The organism is Ramlibacter agri (assembly GCF_012927085.1).
In the GTDB taxonomy this organism is placed as follows: domain Bacteria; phylum Pseudomonadota; class Gammaproteobacteria; order Burkholderiales; family Burkholderiaceae_C; genus Ramlibacter; species Ramlibacter agri.
The window spans coordinates 790,078-809,046 of sequence record NZ_JABBFX010000003.1 but is presented as its reverse complement, the minus strand read 5'-3'; the positions used below and the strand labels follow the sequence as shown (position 1 = coordinate 809,046).

Below are 18,969 nucleotides of genomic sequence, written 5' to 3'. Positions count from 1 at the left end.
TCCTCTTACTTGGCCGGGGCCGGCTCATGCTTCATGGCGACGTGGGCGTTGTTGCCCGTGGACGCCAGTTCGACTTCACGTTCGTACATCTCGGCGAGCGCGCGCTTGTACTCGTTCGGGAACACCTTGATGAACTTCTGGCGCGCGTTGGCCCAGTCGTCCAGCAGTTCGCGGGCGCGGCGGCTGCCGGTCCAGCGGTTGTGGTCCTCGAGCAGCTTGCGGATCAGCGCCTCGTCGGTCTGGTCACGGTGCAGGCGGGTGCGGCCGGCGCCGGCCTGCTGCTCCGCGGTGCTGCCCACGCGTTCCAGCGACACCATGGCGGTGTTGGCGCGGCTGGCGAACTGGCCGTCCTCGTCGTACACGTAAGCGATGCCGCCGGACATGCCCGCCGCGAAGTTGCGGCCGGTCTTGCCCAGCACCAGCACGGTGCCGCCGGTCATGTATTCGCAGCCGTGGTCGCCGGTGCCTTCCACCACCGCGGTGGCGCCGGAGAGGCGCACCGCGAAGCGCTCGCCGGCCACGCCGGAGAAGAAGGCTTCACCAGTGGTCGCGCCGTACAGCGCGGTGTTGCCGATGATGATGTTCTTCGTGGCTTCGCCGCGGAAGTCGATCGAAGGACGCACGATCACGCGGCCGCCGGACAGGCCCTTGCCGGTGTAGTCGTTGGCGTCGCCGATCAGGTACAGCGTGATGCCGCGGGCCAGGAAGGCGCCGAAGCTCTGGCCGCCCGTGCCTTCCAGCTGGATGCGCAGCGTGTCGTCCGGCAGGCCGTCCGGATGGTGCCTGGTCAGTTCGCCGGAGAGCATGGCGCCCACCGAGCGGTTGACGTTGCGGGCCACTTCGATGAACTGCACGCGCTCGCCGCGCTCGATGGCGGCGCGCGACTTCTCGATCAGCACCTTGTCGAGCGCCTTCTCCAGCTTGTGGTCCTGCGCGTCGACATGGAAGCGGGCGACGTCGGCCGGCACCTTCGGTTGCGCGAACAGGCGGCTGAAGTCCAGGCCCCTGGCTTTCCAGTGGGCGATGCCCTTTTTCATGTCCAGCAGGTCGGCGCGGCCGATCAGCTCGTCGAACTTGCGCAGGCCCAGCTGCGCCATGATCTGGCGCACTTCCTCGGCGACGAAGAAGAAGTAGTTGACGACGTGCTCGGGCTTGCCGGAGAACTTCTTGCGCAGCACCGGGTCCTGCGTGGCCACGCCCACCGGGCAGGTGTTCAGGTGGCACTTGCGCATCATGATGCAGCCCTCGACCACCAGCGGCGCGGTGGCGAAGCCGAATTCGTCGGCGCCCAGCAGCGCGCCGATGATGACGTCGCGGCCGGTCTTCATCTGGCCGTCGGCCTGCACGCGGATCCGGCCGCGCAGGCGGTTCAGCACCAGGGTCTGCTGGGTCTCGGCCAGGCCGATTTCCCAGGGCGAGCCGGCGTGCTTGATCGACGACCAGGGCGAGGCGCCCGTGCCGCCGTCATGGCCGGCGATGACCACGTGGTCGGACTTGCATTTGGCCACGCCCGCGGCGATGGTGCCCACGCCCACTTCGGACACGAGCTTCACCGAGATCGACGAATGCGGCGCGACGTTCTTCAGGTCGTGAATGAGCTGCGCCAGGTCCTCGATCGAGTAGATGTCGTGGTGCGGCGGGGGCGAGATGAGTCCCACGCCCGGCACGCTGTGGCGCAGCTTGCCGATGTACTTGGACACCTTGCCGCCAGGCAGCTGGCCGCCTTCGCCGGGCTTGGCGCCCTGCGCCATCTTGATCTGGATCTGGTCGGCGGACACCAGGTATTCCGCCGTCACGCCGAACCGGCCAGAAGCGACCTGCTTGATCTTCGAGCGCAGCGAGTCGCCATCCTGCAGCGGGATGTCCACTTCCACCACGTCCTTGCCGATGATGTCGGACATGGACTGGCCGGTCTTGATCGGGATGCCCTTCAGCTCCTGGCGGTAGCGGTTCTGGTCCTCGCCGCCTTCGCCGGTGTTGCTCTTGCCGCCGATGCGGTTCATGGCCAGGGCCAGCGTGGCGTGGGCTTCCGTGGAGATGGAGCCCAGCGACATGGCGCCGGTGGCGAAGCGCTTGACGATGTCCTTCGCCGACTCGACCTCGTCGATGGAGATCGCCTTGGACGGGTCGAACTTGAACTCGAACAGGCCGCGCAGCGTCATGTGGCGGCGGCTCTGGTCGTTGATGATCTGGGCGTACTCCTTGTACGTGTTCCAGTTGTTGGCGCGCGCGCTGTGCTGCAGCTTGGCGATGGCGTCGGGCGTCCACATGTGCTCTTCGCCGCGGGTGCGCCAGGCGTATTCGCCGCCAGCGTCCAGCATGCCGGCCAGCACGGGGTCGTCACCGAAGGCCGCGCGGTGGCAGCGGATCGCCTCTTCGGCGATCTCGAACACGCCGATGCCTTCCACGCGGCTGGCGGTGCCGGTGAAATACTTCTCGATCGTGTCGCTGTTCAGGCCGATGGCTTCGAACAGCTGCGCGCCGCAGTAGGACATGTACGTCGACACGCCCATCTTGGACATGATCTTCGACAGGCCCTTGCCGATCGCCTTGATGTAGTTGTAGATGGCCTTGTCGGGGTTCAGGTCGCCCGGCAGGTCCTGGTGGATCGAGACCAGCGTCTCCATCGCCAGGTAGGGGTGCACGGCTTCGGCGCCGTAGCCGGCCAGCACGCCGAAGTGGTGCACTTCGCGGGCGGAGCCAGTCTCGACCACCAGGCCAGCGGTCGTGCGCAGGCCTTCACGCACCAGGTGCTGGTGGATGGACGACAGCGCCAGCAGCGCCGGAATGGCGATCTGCTCCGCGCTGACGGCGCGGTCGCTGATGATCAGGATGTTGTGGCCGCTCTTGATGGCATCCACGGCTTCGGCGTTCAGCGAAGCCAGCTTCGCTTCGACGCCTTCCTTGCCCCAGGCGAGCGGGTAGGTGATGTCCAGCGTGTAGCTGCGGAACTTGCCGTGCGTGTGCTTCTCCACTTCGCGCAGCTTCTGCATGTCGGCGAAGTCGAGGATGGGCTGGCTCACTTCCAGCCGCATCGGCGGGTTGACCTGGTTGATATCCAGCAGGTTCGGCTTCGGGCCGATGAAGGACACCAGCGACATCACGATCGCTTCGCGGATCGGGTCGATCGGAGGATTCGTGACCTGGGCGAACAGCTGCTTGAAGTAGTTGAACAGCGGCTTGTTCTTGTCGGACAGCACGGCCAGCGGGCTGTCGTTGCCCATGGAGCCGATGCCCTCTTCGCCGGCCTGCGCCATGGGCGACATCAGGAACTTGATGTCTTCCTGCGTGTAGCCGAAGGCCTGCTGGCGGTCCAGCAGTTCGACGCTGCTGGTCGGGGCGTTGCCCGAGGTTTCCGACAGGTCATCCAGCTTGATGCGCAGGTTCTCGATCCACTGCTTGTAGGGCTTGGCGTTGGCGAGCGAGGCCTTGACCTCCTCGTCGTCGATCATGCGGCCCTGCTCCAGGTCGATCAGGAACATCTTGCCGGGCTGCAGGCGCCACTTGCGCACGATGCGGTTCTCGGGCACCGGCAGCACGCCGGATTCGGAACCCATGATGACCAGGTCGTCGTCGGTCACGCAGTAGCGCGAGGGACGCAGGCCGTTGCGGTCCAGCGTGGCGCCGATCTGGCGGCCGTCGGTGAACACGATGGAGGCCGGGCCGTCCCAGGGCTCCATCATGGAGGCGTGGTACTCGTAGAAGGCCTTGCGGCGCTCGTCCATCAGCGTGTGCTGTTCCCAGGGCTCCGGGATCATCATCATCACGGCCTGGGCCAGCGGGTAGCCCGCCATCGTCAGCAGCTCGAGGCAGTTGTCGAAGGTGGCGGTGTCGGACTGGTCCGCGAAGCTGATGGGGTACAGCTTCTTCAGGTCGGCGGACAGCACCGGCGAGGACATCACGCCTTCGCGGGCGCGCATCCAGTTGTAGTTGCCCTTGACCGTGTTGATCTCGCCGTTGTGGGCGACGTAGCGGTACGGGTGGGCCAGCGGCCACTCGGGGAAGGTGTTGGTGGAGAAACGCTGGTGCACCAGGCCCAGGGCGGACACGCAGCGCGGGTCCTGCAGGTCCTTGTAGTACACGCCCACCTGGTCGGCCAGCAGCAGGCCCTTGTAGATGACGGTGCGGCTGGAGAACGAAGGAACGTAGTATTCCTTGGAGTGCTTCAGCTTCAGGTTCTGGATGGCGGCGCTGGCCGTCTTGCGGATCACGTACAGCTTGCGCTCCAGCGCGTCCTGCACGATGACGTCGGTGCCGCGGCCCACGAAGACCTGCTTCAGGATCGGCTCCTTGGCGCGCACGGCGGGCGACATGGGCATGTCGCGGTCCACCGGCACTTCGCGCCATCCCAGCAGCACCTGGCCTTCGGCCTTGATGGCGCGCTCCATCTCCTGCTCGCAAGCCAGGCGGGAAGCGTGTTCCTTGGGCAGGAAGATCATGCCGACGCCGTACTCGCCCACCGGCGGCAGTTCCACGCCCTGCTTGGCCATCTCCTCGCGGTACAGCGCGTCGGGGATCTGCAGCAGGATGCCTGCGCCGTCGCCCATGAGCTTGTCCGCGCCCACCGCGCCCCGGTGGTCCAGGTTCTCCAGGATCTTCAGCGCCTGGGTGACGATGTTGTGGCTCTTCTCGCCCTTGATATGGGCCACGAAGCCGACGCCGCAGGCGTCATGTTCATTGGCCCCAGCGTAGAGACCTTGTTCTTGCAAATGGGCGATTTCTGCAGCCGTCGTCATGGCGCACCTCAGGAGTACGGGGAAAACCCGAGGGTACTGCACTGCAGCACTTCGTTGCAAGCAAAATAATTGGGGTCAGATTCCAATTATCTGGCCCGCTGAACTGCCCTTTACTAAATTAGGGACAGATCAAGCACTCTTTCGGGTCACCGGCCTCCCCGCCTGGGCGCGCGTAACGCGCCTTTCGGTGCGCCGCTGGAGGTCGGCCACATAGTCCGGTTCGCCCAGCGCCCAGCCGCGCAGCGCCGAATCCGTCAGCGCCTGCTGCTGTTCCTGCGCTATCCCGGCGCGCACCATATCGGCGTAGGCTTGGTCGCGGGCAAAGGGCGTGTTGCCCAGGTCCCAGTACAGGGGGTGCGGCGTGACCAGCTTGTCCGCCTTCAGCCCGATGTAGTGCTGATGGCTGGACCAGGGGTACTGCGCCGGGTCGCTCACCATCCCGGCCCGCACCGGGTTCAGGTCGATATACGCCATGCAGGCCAGCAGGTAGCGATCGGCCTGGATCAAGGTGGAGCGATAGCGCCCTTCCCAGAGCGTGCCCGTGCGCTGGTGCCGGTTGTTGTAAGTGCGCACGTACCGGCGCCCGACGGCCTGCATCATCTGCGGAATGCCTTCCGCCGTCTCCGGCGTCGCCAGCAGGTGGAAATGGTTGGACATCAGCACGTACGCATGGAGCGCGACGTGCTGCTTGCGGGCGTTCTCGTCCAGCAGTTCCAGCAGCAGCTCGTAGTCGGCCCGCGTTTCGAAGATGGCCTGGCGGTTGTTACCGCGCTGGATGATGTGGTGGGGCTGGCCGGGGACGGTCAGCCGGGGTAGGCGCGCCATGCGTACGGCATGAAATTGGAATCCGACCCCGATTATGGATGCGCCGGCAGGCCGGGGAAGCGGCGCTCTTCCAGCGCCTGGATCCCGAATTCGGCCAGGATCGCCCGCAGCCGCTCCGCGGCGGCGCGCTTGCGCTGCCCGGTGCGGCGCGCCAGGATCAGCTCGTTCTTCATGCTGTGCTCCCAGCCCACCAGTTCGGTGACGGTGACCTGGTAGCCCATGGCCTCCAGGTACAGGCAGCGCAGCACGTTGGTGATCTGCGAGCCCAGCTCGCGCGTGTGGATCGGATGCCGCCACAGCTCCGACAGCGGCGTGCGCGCCAGCGCCAGCGCCTTGGTCTCGCGCAGCACGCTGGCCACTTCCGCCTGGCAACAAGGCACCAGCACGAGGAAGCGCGCCTGCTTCTGCAGCGCGAAGGCGATCGCGTCGTCGGTGGCCGTGTCGCAGGCATGCAGCGCCGTGACCACGTCGACCTGCTCCGGCATTTCCGCGGCCTGCGCTGCGTCCGCCGCCGCGATGTTCAGGAAGGACATGCGGGCGAAGCCGAGCCGCCGCGCCAGCGCGCGCGAACGCTCCACCAGTTCCTGCCGCGTCTCGATGCCGTAGATGTGACCCCGGCCCAGCGGCCGGAAGAACAGGTCGTAGAGGATGAAGCCCAGGTAGGACTTGCCGGCCCCATGGTCGGCCAGCGTGGGATGGCCCTCTTCCGCCGGCACCTCCTGCAGCAGCTTCTCGATGAACTGCACCAGGTGGTGCACCTGCTTCAGCTTGCGCCGCGAATCCTGGTTGATGCGCCCTTCGCGCGTCAGGATGTGCAGTTCCTTCAGAAGTTCCAGCGACTGCCCGGGCTGCAGGCCCAGTTCTTCTTCCGGTGGCCGCTTCACGGCTTGGCTCCCACGTCGAGCGCTTCCCAGCCTTCGGGGCCCAGGCGCCGCATCGTTTCCATGTTGGTTTCGTAGATCGAGGCGGCGTCGGGGAAGGCCGCCACCGCGCGGTCCATGCTCTCCTCGCGCAGCAGGTGCAGGGTCGGCCAGGGCGCGCGGTTGGTGTGGTTGGTGATGTCGTCTTCCTCGACGCCGGCAAAGGTGAAGCGCGGATGGAAGCTCGCCACCTGCACCACGCCTTCCAGCTTGCGCTTGCGCACCACGCGCTCGGCGCGCGCGACCAGGCCGATGAAGTCGTAGAAGTCCTCGCAACCTTGCGGGAGCACAAGCAAGGTCGTGTCGCGCTCTTGCGCTGTCAAGGCCAGCAAGGCGTCCAGCTCGCGCTCGAAATCTTCCAGCGGGTCCTCGGCGGCGGCGGCGGCGAAATGCACCTGCTCCTTCACCAGCACGGCCTTCGCGAACGGGCACAGGTTCAGCCCGATGACGGCCCGCTCCAGCCAGCGCCGGGTGTCGGCGATGGCGTTTTCGCTGTGGTCCATGGCGTTCAGGTGAAGCGGCTCGGCTGGCCGACGATGCGCTTGGCCAGTTCGTCCAGCATTTCCTGGTTGATGCGCGCGGCCGGCCACGGCGCGTTGAGCACTTCGAAGCCGTCGGTGTTGAGCAGGCGGAAGTGCACCTGGCCGGTCTCGTGGTCCGCTGTCGCAGTGACGGAGCCGCGTGTTTCGGTGAAGTAGGTATAGCGCACTTCCAGCAGCACGCTCTTCTCCGGATGCCGCACCTCGTGGCGCTCGTGCTTCACGGGCCCCATCATCAGGCGCGACTCCACGCGCTGCATCTCGATCGGGAAGTTGACGCTGACCGTGTCCTGCCCCGGCTTGCCGTGCTGCGGCACGACGCGCCAGCCCATGCCGACGTAGTCGATGACTTCCTGGTCCTTCACGCGCTTGCGGCGCGCATCGACGCGGAAATCCACCAGCTTCATCGCCGGCCACGGCGTCTTGCCGTCGAGGCTGAAGGCGGGCGACGGCGGCTCGATCACGCTCAACTGCCGCGCCAGGTCCTGGAAGTACGGCAGGATGGTGCGGCAGGCCTTCTCGGTCGCGTTGACGCGCTCCTCGAACACCGAGTCCTCTTCGGTGCGCTGCGTCTGCAGCGCCTTCGCCTGGGTCTTCAGCTGGTTGAGGAAGCTCATCACGTCGCGTTCTGTTACCGGAGCATTCTACGGGGCCGCCGTGCGCAGATGGCCCCGCTGCCGCAAGCTCCCGCCGATCACCGAAGCCAGCAGCATGCCGACGCCGGCGAAGGCAACCGTCACCCACCAGGTACGCTCCCAGCCACCGGTTTGCGCGGCCACCCAGGCTGCGATCGGCGGTCCGCAGAACTGGCCGATCGAGGACCACTGCAGCATCCAGCCGACCGTGCTGGACACCGTGCTTTCATCAGGCGCCAGCCGCACGCCCACCGAGAACAGCGTGCCCGGGACCAGCCCGCCGACCGCCGAGAACATGAGCACCCCGGCGTAACGCACCAGCAGCGCGTCGAGCGCAGTCGAATGCGTCCAGGGCGCGAAGGCCAGGATGGCGCCGATCGCCATCGCGCCCAGGCCGCAATACAGCAGCACCGGCGCGGGCACGCCGCGCTGCAGCAGGCGGCCCGACGCGATGTTGCCCGCCATGTTGATGGTGGCCGCGAGCGCCGTTGCCACCGCCGCATACGCGCCGGGCAGGCCGGCTTGCGCATAGATCGTGGGCAGGAAGCCGATCACGGCCAGCCATTGCGCCGAATAGGCGGCGAAGGTCGCCGCGGCGAGCCAGGGCCCGCGCGCGGTCAGCGTGCGCACGATGCGGTTGCCGCCGCGCGCCGCCGTCGCCGCAGCCATGCGCTCGTCGCACGATGCGGGCAGCGCCAGCCAAAGCCAGAGCGCCATGCCCAGCGAAGCCGCGCCACACAGCCACCACCACGCAGGCCAGCCGGCCAGCGCCATCACCGCCGGTCCCAGCAGCAAGGCCAGCCCGGTGCCGAAAGGCATGTAGGTGCCCCACATGCCCAGCATGCCGGCCAGCCGCTGCGGCTCCACCAGCCGGCGGATGAGGCTGGGGCCCGGCAAGCTGGCCAGCAGGAAACCGACGCCCTCGCACGCGCGCAGCGCGAGCAGCGCTGCCGGCGTCGTGGCCGTGCCGCCGAGGGCGCTCGCAGCCGACAGGATCACGAGGCCCAGCACCATGGTGCGACGCGGCCCCAGTGCGTCGGCGGCGGCCCCCATCGCCAGGCCCAGCGTCATGCCAGCCAGCTGCACCAGCGACAGCAGGAAGCCGGCCTGCACCAGCGTGATGTGCAACGAGTCGCGCAGCACCGGCACCGCCGGTGGCAGCTTGCCCACGTGCAGGGCCGCGCCGATGCCGGCCAGCACCACGACGCTGGCGGGATGCAACCTCCCCATCGTCAGGCCGCCAGCAGGCGCCGGCCCGTGAGCCGCTCGTGCTCGCGCAGCGCGTAGCGGTCCGTCATGCCGGCGATGTAGTCGGCCACGGCGCGCGGCGTGTCGCCCCGCGCGGCGAAGCCGGCCTGCATCTCCGCGGGCGCCTCCAAGTAGCGCTCGAACAGCTCGCGCACCACTTGCTGGGCCTGAGAGGTGGTCTCCACCACGCGCGGGTGGCGGTACAGGTCGCGAAACAGGAACTTCTTCAGCGCTCCGGAGGCTTCGCGCATCGCGGCGCTGAAAGCCACCAGCGGCGGCCCGTGGCGCGCGGCCTCGGCGCTGGCCGGCTGCGCGGTTTGCAAGGCGGCGCGGGTGCAGTCGATCACGTCGTAGACCATCGCGCTCAGCATGCGGCGGATGCCTTCGTACAGCAGGCGCCGGCCTTGCAGTTGCGGGTACTCGGCGAGCGCCTCGCCGCAGTAGCGGTCGAACAGCGGCACTACTCGCACCTGCTCCAGCGTGATCAGGCCCGAGCGCACGCCGTCGTCGATGTCGTGCGCGTTGTAGGCGATCTCGTCGGCCAGGTTGCACAGCTGCGCCTCCAGGCTGGGCTGCGTGCGGTCGATGAAGCGGCGCGCCACGCCGCCCGGCTCGGCCTGCTCCAGCTTTTCGGCGTTGGCGCGCGAGCAGTGCTTCAGCACGCCTTCGCGCGTCTCGAAGCAGAGGTTGAGGCCGTCGAAGGCGGGATAGCGTTCTTCCAGAGCGTCGACCACGCGCAGGCTCTGCAGGTTGTGCTCGAAGCCGCCCTGCCCCTGCATGCATTCGTTCAGCGCGTCCTGGCCGGCATGGCCGAAGGGCGTGTGGCCCAGGTCGTGCGCCAGCGCGATCGCTTCCACCAGGTCCTCGTTCAGCCCCAGCGGCCGCGCGATGGAGCGCGCAAGCTGCGCCACCTCGATCGAGTGCGTCAGCCGGGTGCGGAACAGGTCGCCCTCGTGATTGAGGAAGACCTGCGTCTTGTAGACGAGCCGCCGGAAGGCCGTGGAGTGGACGATGCGGTCGCGGTCGCGCTGGTACTCGGTGCGGGTGGGCGCGGACGGCTCCCAGTGCCGCCGCCCGCGCGTGCGCGCGGGATCGCAGGCGTAGGCGGCCAGGCTCATGGCGGCGGGTTCAGCGCGTGCAGTCGGCCAGCACCTGGCGCACGACCGCGTCGGGCGCGGGACGCACGGCGGCACGCCCGGGGCCGTCGATCACGACGAAGCGGATCTCGCCGCCTTCCGCTTTCTTGTCGACGCGCATCAGTTCGAGGTAGCGCTCGGCGCCCAGCGCGGGGCCGGCGGTGGGCAACTTGGCCCTGGCAATGAGCGCCGTCACGCGCTGCGCGAAGGCTTCGTCCACCAGGCCCAGGCGCAGCGACAGCTGCAGCGCCATCACCATGCCGCAGCCGACGGCCTCGCCGTGCAGCCATTCGCCGTAGCCCAGGCCCGCTTCGATGGCGTGGCCGAAGGTGTGGCCGAAATTCAGGATGGCGCGCAGGCCCGATTCGCGTTCGTCCTGGCCCACGACTTCGGCCTTGATCTCGCAGCTGCGCTTGACCACGTGCGCCAGCGCCGCCGGCTCGCGTGCCAGCAGCGCGTCGATGTTCGCCTCGATCCAGTCCAGGAATGCCAGGTCGTGGATCGGCCCGTACTTGATCACCTCCGCCAGCCCCGCGCTCAGCTCGCGCGGCGGCAGCGTCTTCAAGGTGTCCAGGTCGCACAGCACCCGCGCCGGCTGGTAGAAGGCGCCGATCATGTTCTTGCCCTGCGGGTGGTTGATGGCGGTCTTGCCGCCCACCGAGGAATCGACCTGCGCCAGCAAGGTGGTCGGCACCTGCACGAAAGGCACGCCGCGCATGTAGCTGGCAGCGGCAAAGCCGGTCATGTCGCCCACCACGCCGCCGCCCAGCGCGAACAGCACGGTCTTGCGGTCGCAGCCCTTGGCGAGCAGCTGGTCGAAGATGAGGTTGAGCGTCGGCCAGTCCTTGTGCTCCTCGCCATCGGGGAGCACCACTTCATGGACCTGCTTGTAGTGCGGCGCCAGCGCGGCACGCAGCCTTGCCGCATAGAGCGGCGCCACGGTGGTGTTGCTGACGACAAGCGCGGCGCTCGCCGCGGGCAGCCCCCGCCAGCAGGCGGGGTCGGCCAGCAGGCCGCCGCCGATGGCGATGTCGTAGCTGCGCTCGCCGAGGGAGATGCGGACGGTCTGGGGGGCGGGCATGCCCCGAGTTTAAGCCGGTGGCGGAAGCGTCCCGGCCAGCTCGAGCTGCATGACGATCATGTTCACCAGCGTCGGCACCGAAGGCCGCCCGGTCTCCACGCTGAAATGCGCGGTCTCGCGGTACAGCGGGTCGCGCTCGGCGAACAGCGAACGCAGCTTGCCCAGGGGGTCGTCCACCTGCAGCAGCGGCCGCTGCAGGTCGTGGCGGACGCGCCGGAAAAGATCCTCGGGCGTGGAGCGCAGGTAGATGACCTGGCCGCCCGCGCGCAACGCGAGGCGATTGGCCTCGCGCAGCACCGAGCCGCCGCCGGTGGCCAGCACGCAGGCCGGTCCCTGCGCCAGGTCGGCCAGCACCTGCTGCTCCATGTCGCGGAAGGCGGCTTCGCCCTCGCGCTCGAAGTAGTCGCGGATGCTGCAGCCCAGGCGCTCCTCGAGCACGTGGTCGGAATCAAAAAAAGGCAGCCGGAGCCGCCTTGCGAGTTGCCGCCCGACAGTGGACTTGCCACTGCCGGGCATGCCGATCAGAACAACATTCAAGGAAGGACGAAATCAGGGAAGGACGTGGTGAGTCCACTGGGCGATTTCACGTCCACCTGCACCTTGTTGCCAGAGACGCAACCGCTCAGGGACACCGTCACCAGCGTTGAGAGGTCCCCGTTCGGGTCGGTGCCAGGAGGAACATTCGCGACCGGCGTGCCCTTCGGGGCACCCACCGCGCAGGCACCACCCGAGGCAGCTGCCGTCACGCTCGTGCCCGCGGGCATCGGCAGGTTCTGGTTGTAATCGCTCGTCAGCCTGAAGCTCAGGCTGCTCTTGTCAGCCGCGACGACGATGTTCTTGTAAGACGCGGAAGTGGAGGAGTTCAGGATCACGACCTGCTGGCGGACGGTCGTCGCGAGCTGGCCGTCACAGGTGTTGGCCTGGGACGGGAAGGGTTCGCCCGTTCCCGCGCACGCCACGGCGCCGCCACGAGGGATGACGAATTCGCCGGCATTGAACGCCTTGTCCTCGTTGTCATCGCGATAGGCGTCGCCGATGTCGACCAGCGTGTCCACGCCCGCGTCATATCGGTTGTTGCCATTCACGTCGACGTAGTCCTTCGTGCCGTTGGTATAGGCAAGGACCGAGACGCGTCCATTGGCCGGACGGGGATTCTGGCTGATGTAATTGACCGAGCAGGACGAGATGCCTGCCACTTGCGTGGTCGCGCAGCTGGACGCCACCTGTCCGCCCTCGGCGGTGAAGTTGATCACCGTACCATTCTCCACCGGGTTGCCTTGCCTATCCGCGATCCGCGCCGTGATCGTCGTCGAGGTGCCGTCGATGTTCTGGCCTTCGATGTTGAAGGTCCCGACCGAGACGCTCATGAAGCGCTGCGACGGCGGGCCGGAAGAAACAGTCAGGTTCTGCGTTTCGGCAAACACGGTCGGATCCGAGACCAGCGTGGCCCGCACTTTCACCGGCCCGGGAATGGTGCCGGAGAACACCGATACGCTGACCAGGCCGCTAGCGTCAGTCGTGCCCTGAACGTTTGCGGTGGAGCCCGCGGAGTTCAGGCCGACGCCACCGGGGTTGACGGTAAGGCTGAAAGTGACTGTCTGGTTCGCGAGGGGAGCCGTGCCGGACAGCACTTTGAACTTGGCCACCGACTGCTCCAGCGCGCCCGAACCGGAAACGAAGATCTGTTGCGGGACAGCAGACACGAACGTGATCGCATTGGCGGCAGCCGCAGCCACCGTGATGGTCGTGAATTGGGAACTTGCACCAGCGGCGGCCGCCGTGAGGGTCACGGAACCGCTGCAAAGACTGCCATCATCCTGCACGGCCGTATAGGTGACCGAGGCCGAACCACTGCCGTTGGTGGTGACGCTGACGCTTCCGCTCTGGGAATTGATGCGCCCGCAGGAGGCAGTGAACGTCACGTTCACCGGCGTGGTGGCAGGCTGGCCATTCACCATGGCCGTGACCTGGGCGGACGTATTGCCGCCGGACGGCAGGCTGGTCTGCCCCACGGCCAGCGCGCTCAGGGTGAGGTTGGACGCCGAGACGCCGAAATCGGCCGAAGCCGTCAGGTTGGCGGTTCCGACAGTGGCGCTGGCGCTCAGGGACGCGGCGCCGATCGACGAGATGGAAGTCGGAGCGATCGCAACCTGTGCGACGCCCGACGAGTTGGTCAGCGCCGTAGACGGGCTGATCGTGGCAATGGACGAATCGGTGAGAGCGAAGGTCACGAGCTTGTTCGCAACTGCCGCACCCGAGGAATCCTTGACGGTTGCGCGGGCGACGTAGCCACCGGCACTGTCGATCGCGCTGACTTGCGCACTGGCCGCACTGAAGATGGCAACGCTGATCGAACCGTTGTCCGTCGTGGTGGTGCCGCCGCCCGTACTTCCGCCGGTGCTTCCGCCCGTACTACCGCCCGTGCCGGTGCTCCCCGCACTCCCGCCCCCGCCGCCGCAGGCGGCCAGGGTGGCAGCCAGCAGCACGCCTCCCAACAATTTGATGAACCGATTCATTTCGAACTATCCCTCCAGAACTGCACTTTGATTAACGCCCGATCGCCGACCGGTCAGCCACCATCTTCGGCGTGATGAACACCAGCATTTCCTGCTTGCTCGTGTTCCGGGTCTTGGTCTTGAACGCGTTGCCGAGCACCGGCAGGTCGCCCAGGAACGGCACGCGGGACTCGCTATCGCTCTCCGTCAGTTCGAAGATGCCGCCGATGACGACCGTGCCGCCATTTTCCACCAGCACCTGGGTCTTGATGTGCTTGGTGTCGATGGCAATGCCGGCCGCCGTCGTCTCGCCGCGGCTGTCCTTGTTGATGTCCAGGTCCAGGATGATGTTGCCCTCAGGCGTGATCTGCGGCGTCACTTCCAGCTTCAGCGTGGCGCGGCGGAAGGCCACCGAGGTCGCGCCGCTGGACGTGGCCTGCTGGTACGGGAATTCCGTGCCCTGCTCGATCAGCGCCTTGGTCTTGTCGGCGGTGATCACGCGCGGGCTGGACACCAGCTTGCCCTTGCCGTCGGCTTCCATCGCGGTCAGCTCCAGGTTCAGGAAGCGGTTGGCCGCGGAGTTGAAGATCGACACCGCGAAGCTCGCCGGGTTGTAGCCGCCCTGGCCGAGGGCCGGCAGGTTGACGAACGTGGTGTTGGTGGTCGTCAGCTGCGTGGACGACTCGCCGGTGGTGCCGGACACGGCGTCATAGGTGCCGCCCAGCGCGACGCGGTTGCCGCCGTTCAGCGAATAGCCGGCGTCGCCGCCGCGCACGCCGCGCAGGTCGGAGCCACCCAGGCGCACGCCCAGCGAGCGGCCGAAGGTGTCGGAGGCTTCGACGATGCGCGCCTCGATCAGCACCTGCGGCACCGCGATGTCGACGCGGGTGATCAGGGCCTGCACCTGCTCCAGCTTGCTCGGCACGTCGGTCACGAACAGCTGGTTGGTGCGCGGCTCGGCGATCGTGCTGCCGCGGCTGCTCAGGATGCGCGCGGCGCCGCTGCCGGTCAGCTGCGCGGCCACGTCGGCGGCCTTCGTGTAATTCAGCTGGAAGGCCTGCGTGCGCAGCGGCTCCAGGGTCTGGATCGCGGCCTGCGACTCGAGCTCCAGCTTTTCCTTGGCGGCGATCTCGTCCTTCGGCGCGATCCACAGCACGTTGCCGGTGCGGCGCATGCCCAGGCCCTTGGCCTGCAGGATGATGTCCAGCGCCTGGTCCCAGGGCACGTCCTTCAGGCGCAGCGTCACGCCACCGGTCACGGAGTCGGACGTCACGATGTTGAAGTTCGTGAAGTCGGCGATCACCTGCAGCAGCGAGCGCACTTCGATGTTCTGGAAGTTCAGCGACAGCTTCTCGCCGCTGTAGCCGGGGCCCTGCGTCAGCTTGCCCGGGTCGACCTTCTGCTGGCGCACTTCCACCACGAACTGGTTGTCGGACTGGTAGGCGCTGTGTTCCCAGGCGCCGCGCGGCTCGATCACCATGCGCACGCGGTCGCCCGCCTGCACCGTGCTGACGGTCTGGATCGGCGTGCCGAAGTCGGTCACGTCCATCCGCCGGCGCAGGCCTTCAGGCAGCGTCGACTTCAGGAATTCGACGACCAGTTGCTGGCCCTGCTGGCGGATGTCCACGCCCACCTGGCTGCTGGGCAGGTCGACGATCACGCGGCCGGAGCCGTCGGGACCGCGGCGGAAATCCAGGTCCTTGATCGGCTGGGTCTCGCGGTTGCGGCTTTCTGCGAAGGCCTGCGCTCCCGGCCCCGGCGTCGCGGCGGCGGTTGCCGCCACCGCGTCCAGCAGCACGTACAGCGTCTTGCCATCCAGCTGGGTGCGGTAGTTGGTCGGCGACTTGAGGTTCAGCACCAGGCGCGCACGGTCGTTGGCCTGCACCACGTTCACCGAGCGCAGGTTGCCGACGTTCACTTCCACGGAATTGCGGCCCATGGCGTTGGTCGCGCCCGGCACGTCCAGCGCGATGCGCGCCGGCGCCTGGATGGCGAAGCCCGTGGGCGCGGCGGCCAGTGGCTCGCTGAAATCGATGCGAACCACCTCGGCGCCGTTCTGGATCGTCCCCGAGATGTTCTCCACCGCTGGTGCGGCAAAGACCGGGTTGGCCCAGCTCCCTGCAAAAACCGCGGCGGCGGCGGCGAGACCGCGCCAGCTCCATTGTTTTGTGATCATCATTTTGCCTTCTCCTGCAGTTGCAGCGACGCGGTCCTTTCCACCCATTCGCCAGCGGCGTCCTGCACGAGTTCGCGCAACAGGACCTCCGTTTCGGTCACCTTCGTGATGCGACCGTAGTTCTGCCCCAGGTAGTTGCCCGGGTGCACTTGGTACAGCAGGTTGTCGACCTTCACCAGCGCCACCGGCTGGCCCTGTTTCACCAGGCTGCCGACCATGGCCATCGTGTCCAGCGGGAAGCTTTCCAGCGGTTCCTTGCGCCGGTTCAGCTCCGGCGCGACGAGCGCGGCGCTGGCCGAGTTGCTCTGCTGCGAATCCTTCTTCAGCGCCTGCGTGAGCTTCACGTTGCTGAAGGGATCGGTGCCGCTTTCCTGCGTGTAGTCCTGCGGCACGAATTTCTTCGGCTCGGGAATGGGCTGCACGCTGGGCTTGGTGGCGGCGCGCTGTTCGCGCATCCACTGCTGGATCTCGTCCTGGTCGCTCGACCCGCAGGCGCTCAGGGCGGCGGCGGCGGCCAGGGACAACAAGAGGACGCGGCTCATTTCTTGCCCTTCGGCGAGGACTTGCGCTGCGCCGAGACCTCGTCCTGGTCGAGGTAGCGGAAGGTCTTGGCCGTCGCTTCCAGCGACAGCTTGCCTTCGGCGGCGGGGGCGATCTGCAGGTTGTTCAGCGTCACGATGCGCGAGAGGTGGGCGATGTCGGACGCGAAGGAGCCGATGTCGTGGTAGCGCCCGGTCACCTTCACGGCGATGGGCAGTTCCGCGTAGTACTCGCGCACGCTCACGCTGCCGGGACGGAACAGGTCGAAGTTCAGGCTGCGGCCGAGGCCCGCCTGGTTGATGTCGGACAACAGGGCGTCCATTTCGGCCTTGCTCGGGAGCTGCTTTTCCAGCTGCGTCACGTATTGCTGGACCTGTTCACGCTGCTTGCGCAGGGCGTCGAGGTTGACCGCCTGCGTGAGCTTCTTCTTGTAGTCCTCGCGCAGGCCGATCTCCTTCGCCTCCTCGGCCTGCAGTTCCTCGGCGGAGGTGGTGAGCCAGAGGAACCAGAGCGCCACGACGATGGCGATGGTCACGGCCAGGCAGAGCAGCGTCTTGGGGACGATGGGCCAGACGGAGGGATCGTTCGGGTTCAGTCCGCGGAACTGGGAGGTGAGCTTCTCCTGCAGCGCGGCCATGTCGAACTTGCGGGCGGCAGTTGCCATGGGTCAGTCCTTCATCACTTCTTGGCCGAGGCAGGAGCCGCGGTTGCGACCGCTCCGCTGGCGGGCACGGCCGCCGCGGGCGCCAGGGTGGCGGGAGCCGTGCCGGCGGCGGAAGCCGCTGCGGCGGCGGCCGCGGACGCGGCCTTCGCGGCCTCGCTCGCCTTCAGCAGCTTCACGCGCATGCTGAAGTTGGACACGCGGCGCGAGTCCTTCGGGCTGAGCTGCACGTTGGTGGCCACGATCTCGATCAGCTCCGGCTTGGTGATGTAGGGGCTGGCGGAACCGAGGTTGCGCAGCAGCTCCGACACCCGCTCGTTCGACTGGGCGATCCCGGTCAGCGCCACGACGTCGTTGGTCTGCTTCATGCTGGTGAGGTAGACGCCGTCGGGCAGCTGCCGCACCAGTTCATTGAGCAGGTAGACCGGCACGTTGCGATCGGCCTGCAGGTCTTCCACCGCCTGCTGGCGCGCGCGCAGGGCGGCGATTTCTTCCTGCAGGCTGGCGATGTCCTTGATCTGGGATTCGAGCTTCTTGATCTCGGACGCCAGCAGCTGGTTGCGCTCCTGCTGGTTGCTGATCTGGGCGGCGAACCAGAGGAAGATGGCGCCGGCGATCAGGCCGCCGGCGAACGCCGCGCCGCCGAGGGCCGCGTAGAAGCCCTCGCGCCGTTTCTTGCGGGCCGCCTCTCGGTGCGGCAGAAGGTTGATGAGGATCACTGCATGAACCTCCGCATGGCCAGGCCACAGGACGTCAGGTACGAGGGCGCCTCGCGGCGCACCTTCTTCTCCCGCACGCCGTCACCGATCTGCATGCCCGAGAACGGGTCGGCCAGGTCGCAGGCGAAGGAAGTCTGGGCGGTGATGGCTTCGCCGAGGCCCGGCAGCGCGGCGGAGCCGCCGGCCACCATGATGTGGTCGACGCGGTTGTGCGGCGTGCTGGTGAAGAAGAACTGCAGCGCGCGGGCGACTTCCTGCGCCATGCTGTCCACGAAGGGCTTCAGCACGCCCATCTCGTAGTCTTCCGGCAGTTCGCCGCTGCGCTTCTTGGTCTCGGCTTCTTCCGGCGAGAAGCCGTACTGGCGCACGATCAGCTGCGTGAGCTGGGCGCCGCCGAAAGCCTGGTCGCGGTCGTACAGGACCTCGTCGTTGCGGATCACCTGCATGCTGGTGGTGGACGCACCCACCTCGAACAGCGCCACCATCTGGTCCAGCCCGCCATTGGGCAGGCCCTGGATCAGGCGGCCGGCGGCCAGCCGGGAGGCATAGGATTCGACGTCGATGATCACCGGCTTCAGGCCGGCGGCCTCGGCCAGGCCCTGGCGGTCCTGCACCTTTTCCTTGCGCGAGGCGGCGATCAGCACCTCCACGTCGCCTTGCGACGTGGGGCTGGGCCCGACCACGCAGAAGTCCAGGCTCACTTCGTCCAGCGAGAACGGAATGTACTGGTTGGCTTCCGTCTCGACCTGCACTTCGAGCTCTTCGTCGCGCAGGCCCCCGGGCAGGATGATCTTCTTGGTGATGACGGCCGACGCCGGCAGGGCCATGGCCACGTTGCGGGTGCGGGTCCCGCTTTTCTTGACCACGCGGCGCATGGCTTCGGCCACTTCGTCGAACTTTTCCACGTTGCCGTCATTGATCCAGCCGCGTTCCAAGGGCTCGATAGCGCAGCGTTCCAGCACATAGGTGCCGTCCCTGGCGCGCCCGAGCTCGACCAGCTTCACGCTGGAGGAACTGATGTCCAGGCCGATCAGCGGGGCGGCCTGCCGGCTGAACATTGAGCCGAGTGAGGTCAAACTCTTCTCCCGAAACGCCCGTATTTCAAGGCGTAACAAACTTAAGATTCCACTTGAATGCTAGCAGTAACATCCTTGTCCGATAAAGGAAATTCCGGCTTCAGCCCCCTGCGCACGTTGTCAGGAAACGACGCGGAGGGATGGCCCCACTGCCCGGCTTAAGCCGGCGGCGCAAGGCGCCG

At 67.3% G+C, this 18,969-nt stretch carries 15 protein-coding genes; all 15 read right to left on the bottom strand.

Going from position 1 to position 18,969, the window contains the following annotated elements:
- Nucleotides 1-5: 5 nt before the first annotated feature.
- Nucleotides 6-4,736 carry a glutamate synthase-related protein gene (locus tag HHL11_RS28345; protein WP_169421955.1) on the bottom strand — a complete coding sequence of 1,577 codons (4,731 nt, stop codon included), beginning with the start codon at nucleotides 4,734-4,736 and terminating at the stop codon, nucleotides 6-8.
- A 129-nt stretch (nucleotides 4,737-4,865) separates the two neighbouring features.
- Nucleotides 4,866-5,561, bottom strand: coding sequence for an REP-associated tyrosine transposase (locus tag HHL11_RS28340; RefSeq protein ID WP_169421954.1), 696 nt, complete (start codon nucleotides 5,559-5,561; stop codon nucleotides 4,866-4,868).
- A gap of 32 nt (nucleotides 5,562-5,593) precedes the next feature.
- A complete protein-coding gene (locus tag HHL11_RS28335) occupies nucleotides 5,594-6,445 on the bottom strand; it encodes a class I SAM-dependent methyltransferase (protein ID WP_342593296.1) in 852 nt (283 codons plus the stop codon).
- Nucleotides 6,442-6,984, bottom strand: a complete 543-nt coding sequence (locus HHL11_RS28330) for a DUF1415 domain-containing protein (RefSeq protein ID WP_169421953.1) — start codon at nucleotides 6,982-6,984, stop codon at nucleotides 6,442-6,444. The genes HHL11_RS28335 and HHL11_RS28330 overlap by 4 nt, the downstream gene beginning before the upstream one ends.
- Nucleotides 6,985-6,989: 5 nt before the next feature.
- Complete coding sequence (locus HHL11_RS28325; RefSeq protein WP_169421952.1) at nucleotides 6,990-7,637, bottom strand: hypothetical protein; 648 nt, start codon at nucleotides 7,635-7,637, stop codon at nucleotides 6,990-6,992.
- Between the two features lie 27 nt (nucleotides 7,638-7,664).
- Nucleotides 7,665-8,885, bottom strand: coding sequence for an MFS transporter (locus HHL11_RS28320; protein ID WP_169421951.1), 1,221 nt, complete (start codon nucleotides 8,883-8,885; stop codon nucleotides 7,665-7,667).
- A gap of 2 nt (nucleotides 8,886-8,887) precedes the next feature.
- A complete protein-coding gene (locus HHL11_RS28315) occupies nucleotides 8,888-10,021 on the bottom strand; it encodes a deoxyguanosinetriphosphate triphosphohydrolase (RefSeq protein ID WP_169421950.1) in 1,134 nt (377 codons plus the stop codon).
- Nucleotides 10,022-10,031: 10 nt separating this feature from the next.
- Nucleotides 10,032-11,120: a 3-dehydroquinate synthase gene (aroB, locus tag HHL11_RS28310; RefSeq protein ID WP_169421949.1), complete on the bottom strand. Its 1,089-nt coding sequence runs from the start codon at nucleotides 11,118-11,120 to the stop codon at nucleotides 10,032-10,034.
- Nucleotides 11,121-11,129: 9 nt separating this feature from the next.
- The gene (locus HHL11_RS28305; protein WP_425355228.1) at nucleotides 11,130-11,636 is read right to left on the bottom strand and encodes a shikimate kinase; all 507 of its coding nucleotides are present in this window, start codon (nucleotides 11,634-11,636) and stop codon (nucleotides 11,130-11,132) included.
- Nucleotides 11,637-11,653: 17 nt separating this feature from the next.
- Nucleotides 11,654-13,636 carry an Ig-like domain-containing protein gene (locus HHL11_RS28300; RefSeq protein WP_169421246.1) on the bottom strand — a complete coding sequence of 661 codons (1,983 nt, stop codon included), beginning with the start codon at nucleotides 13,634-13,636 and terminating at the stop codon, nucleotides 11,654-11,656.
- A 31-nt stretch (nucleotides 13,637-13,667) separates the two neighbouring features.
- Complete coding sequence (locus tag HHL11_RS28295; RefSeq protein WP_169421947.1) at nucleotides 13,668-15,794, bottom strand: type IV pilus secretin PilQ; 2,127 nt, start codon at nucleotides 15,792-15,794, stop codon at nucleotides 13,668-13,670.
- Nucleotides 15,791-16,333, bottom strand: coding sequence for a pilus assembly protein PilP (locus HHL11_RS28290; RefSeq protein WP_169421946.1), 543 nt, complete (start codon nucleotides 16,331-16,333; stop codon nucleotides 15,791-15,793). The genes HHL11_RS28295 and HHL11_RS28290 overlap by 4 nt, the downstream gene beginning before the upstream one ends.
- Nucleotides 16,330-16,995: a type IV pilus inner membrane component PilO gene (locus HHL11_RS28285; RefSeq protein WP_169421945.1), complete on the bottom strand. Its 666-nt coding sequence runs from the start codon at nucleotides 16,993-16,995 to the stop codon at nucleotides 16,330-16,332. The genes HHL11_RS28290 and HHL11_RS28285 overlap by 4 nt, the downstream gene beginning before the upstream one ends.
- A 14-nt stretch (nucleotides 16,996-17,009) precedes the next feature.
- Nucleotides 17,010-17,711, bottom strand: coding sequence for a PilN domain-containing protein (locus tag HHL11_RS28280; RefSeq protein ID WP_169421944.1), 702 nt, complete (start codon nucleotides 17,709-17,711; stop codon nucleotides 17,010-17,012).
- On the bottom strand, nucleotides 17,708-18,787 hold the full coding sequence (locus HHL11_RS28275) for a pilus assembly protein PilM (RefSeq protein WP_169421943.1): 1,080 nt from the start codon (nucleotides 18,785-18,787) through the stop codon (nucleotides 17,708-17,710). The genes HHL11_RS28280 and HHL11_RS28275 overlap by 4 nt, the downstream gene beginning before the upstream one ends.
- Between the last annotated feature and the right edge of the window lie 182 nt (nucleotides 18,788-18,969).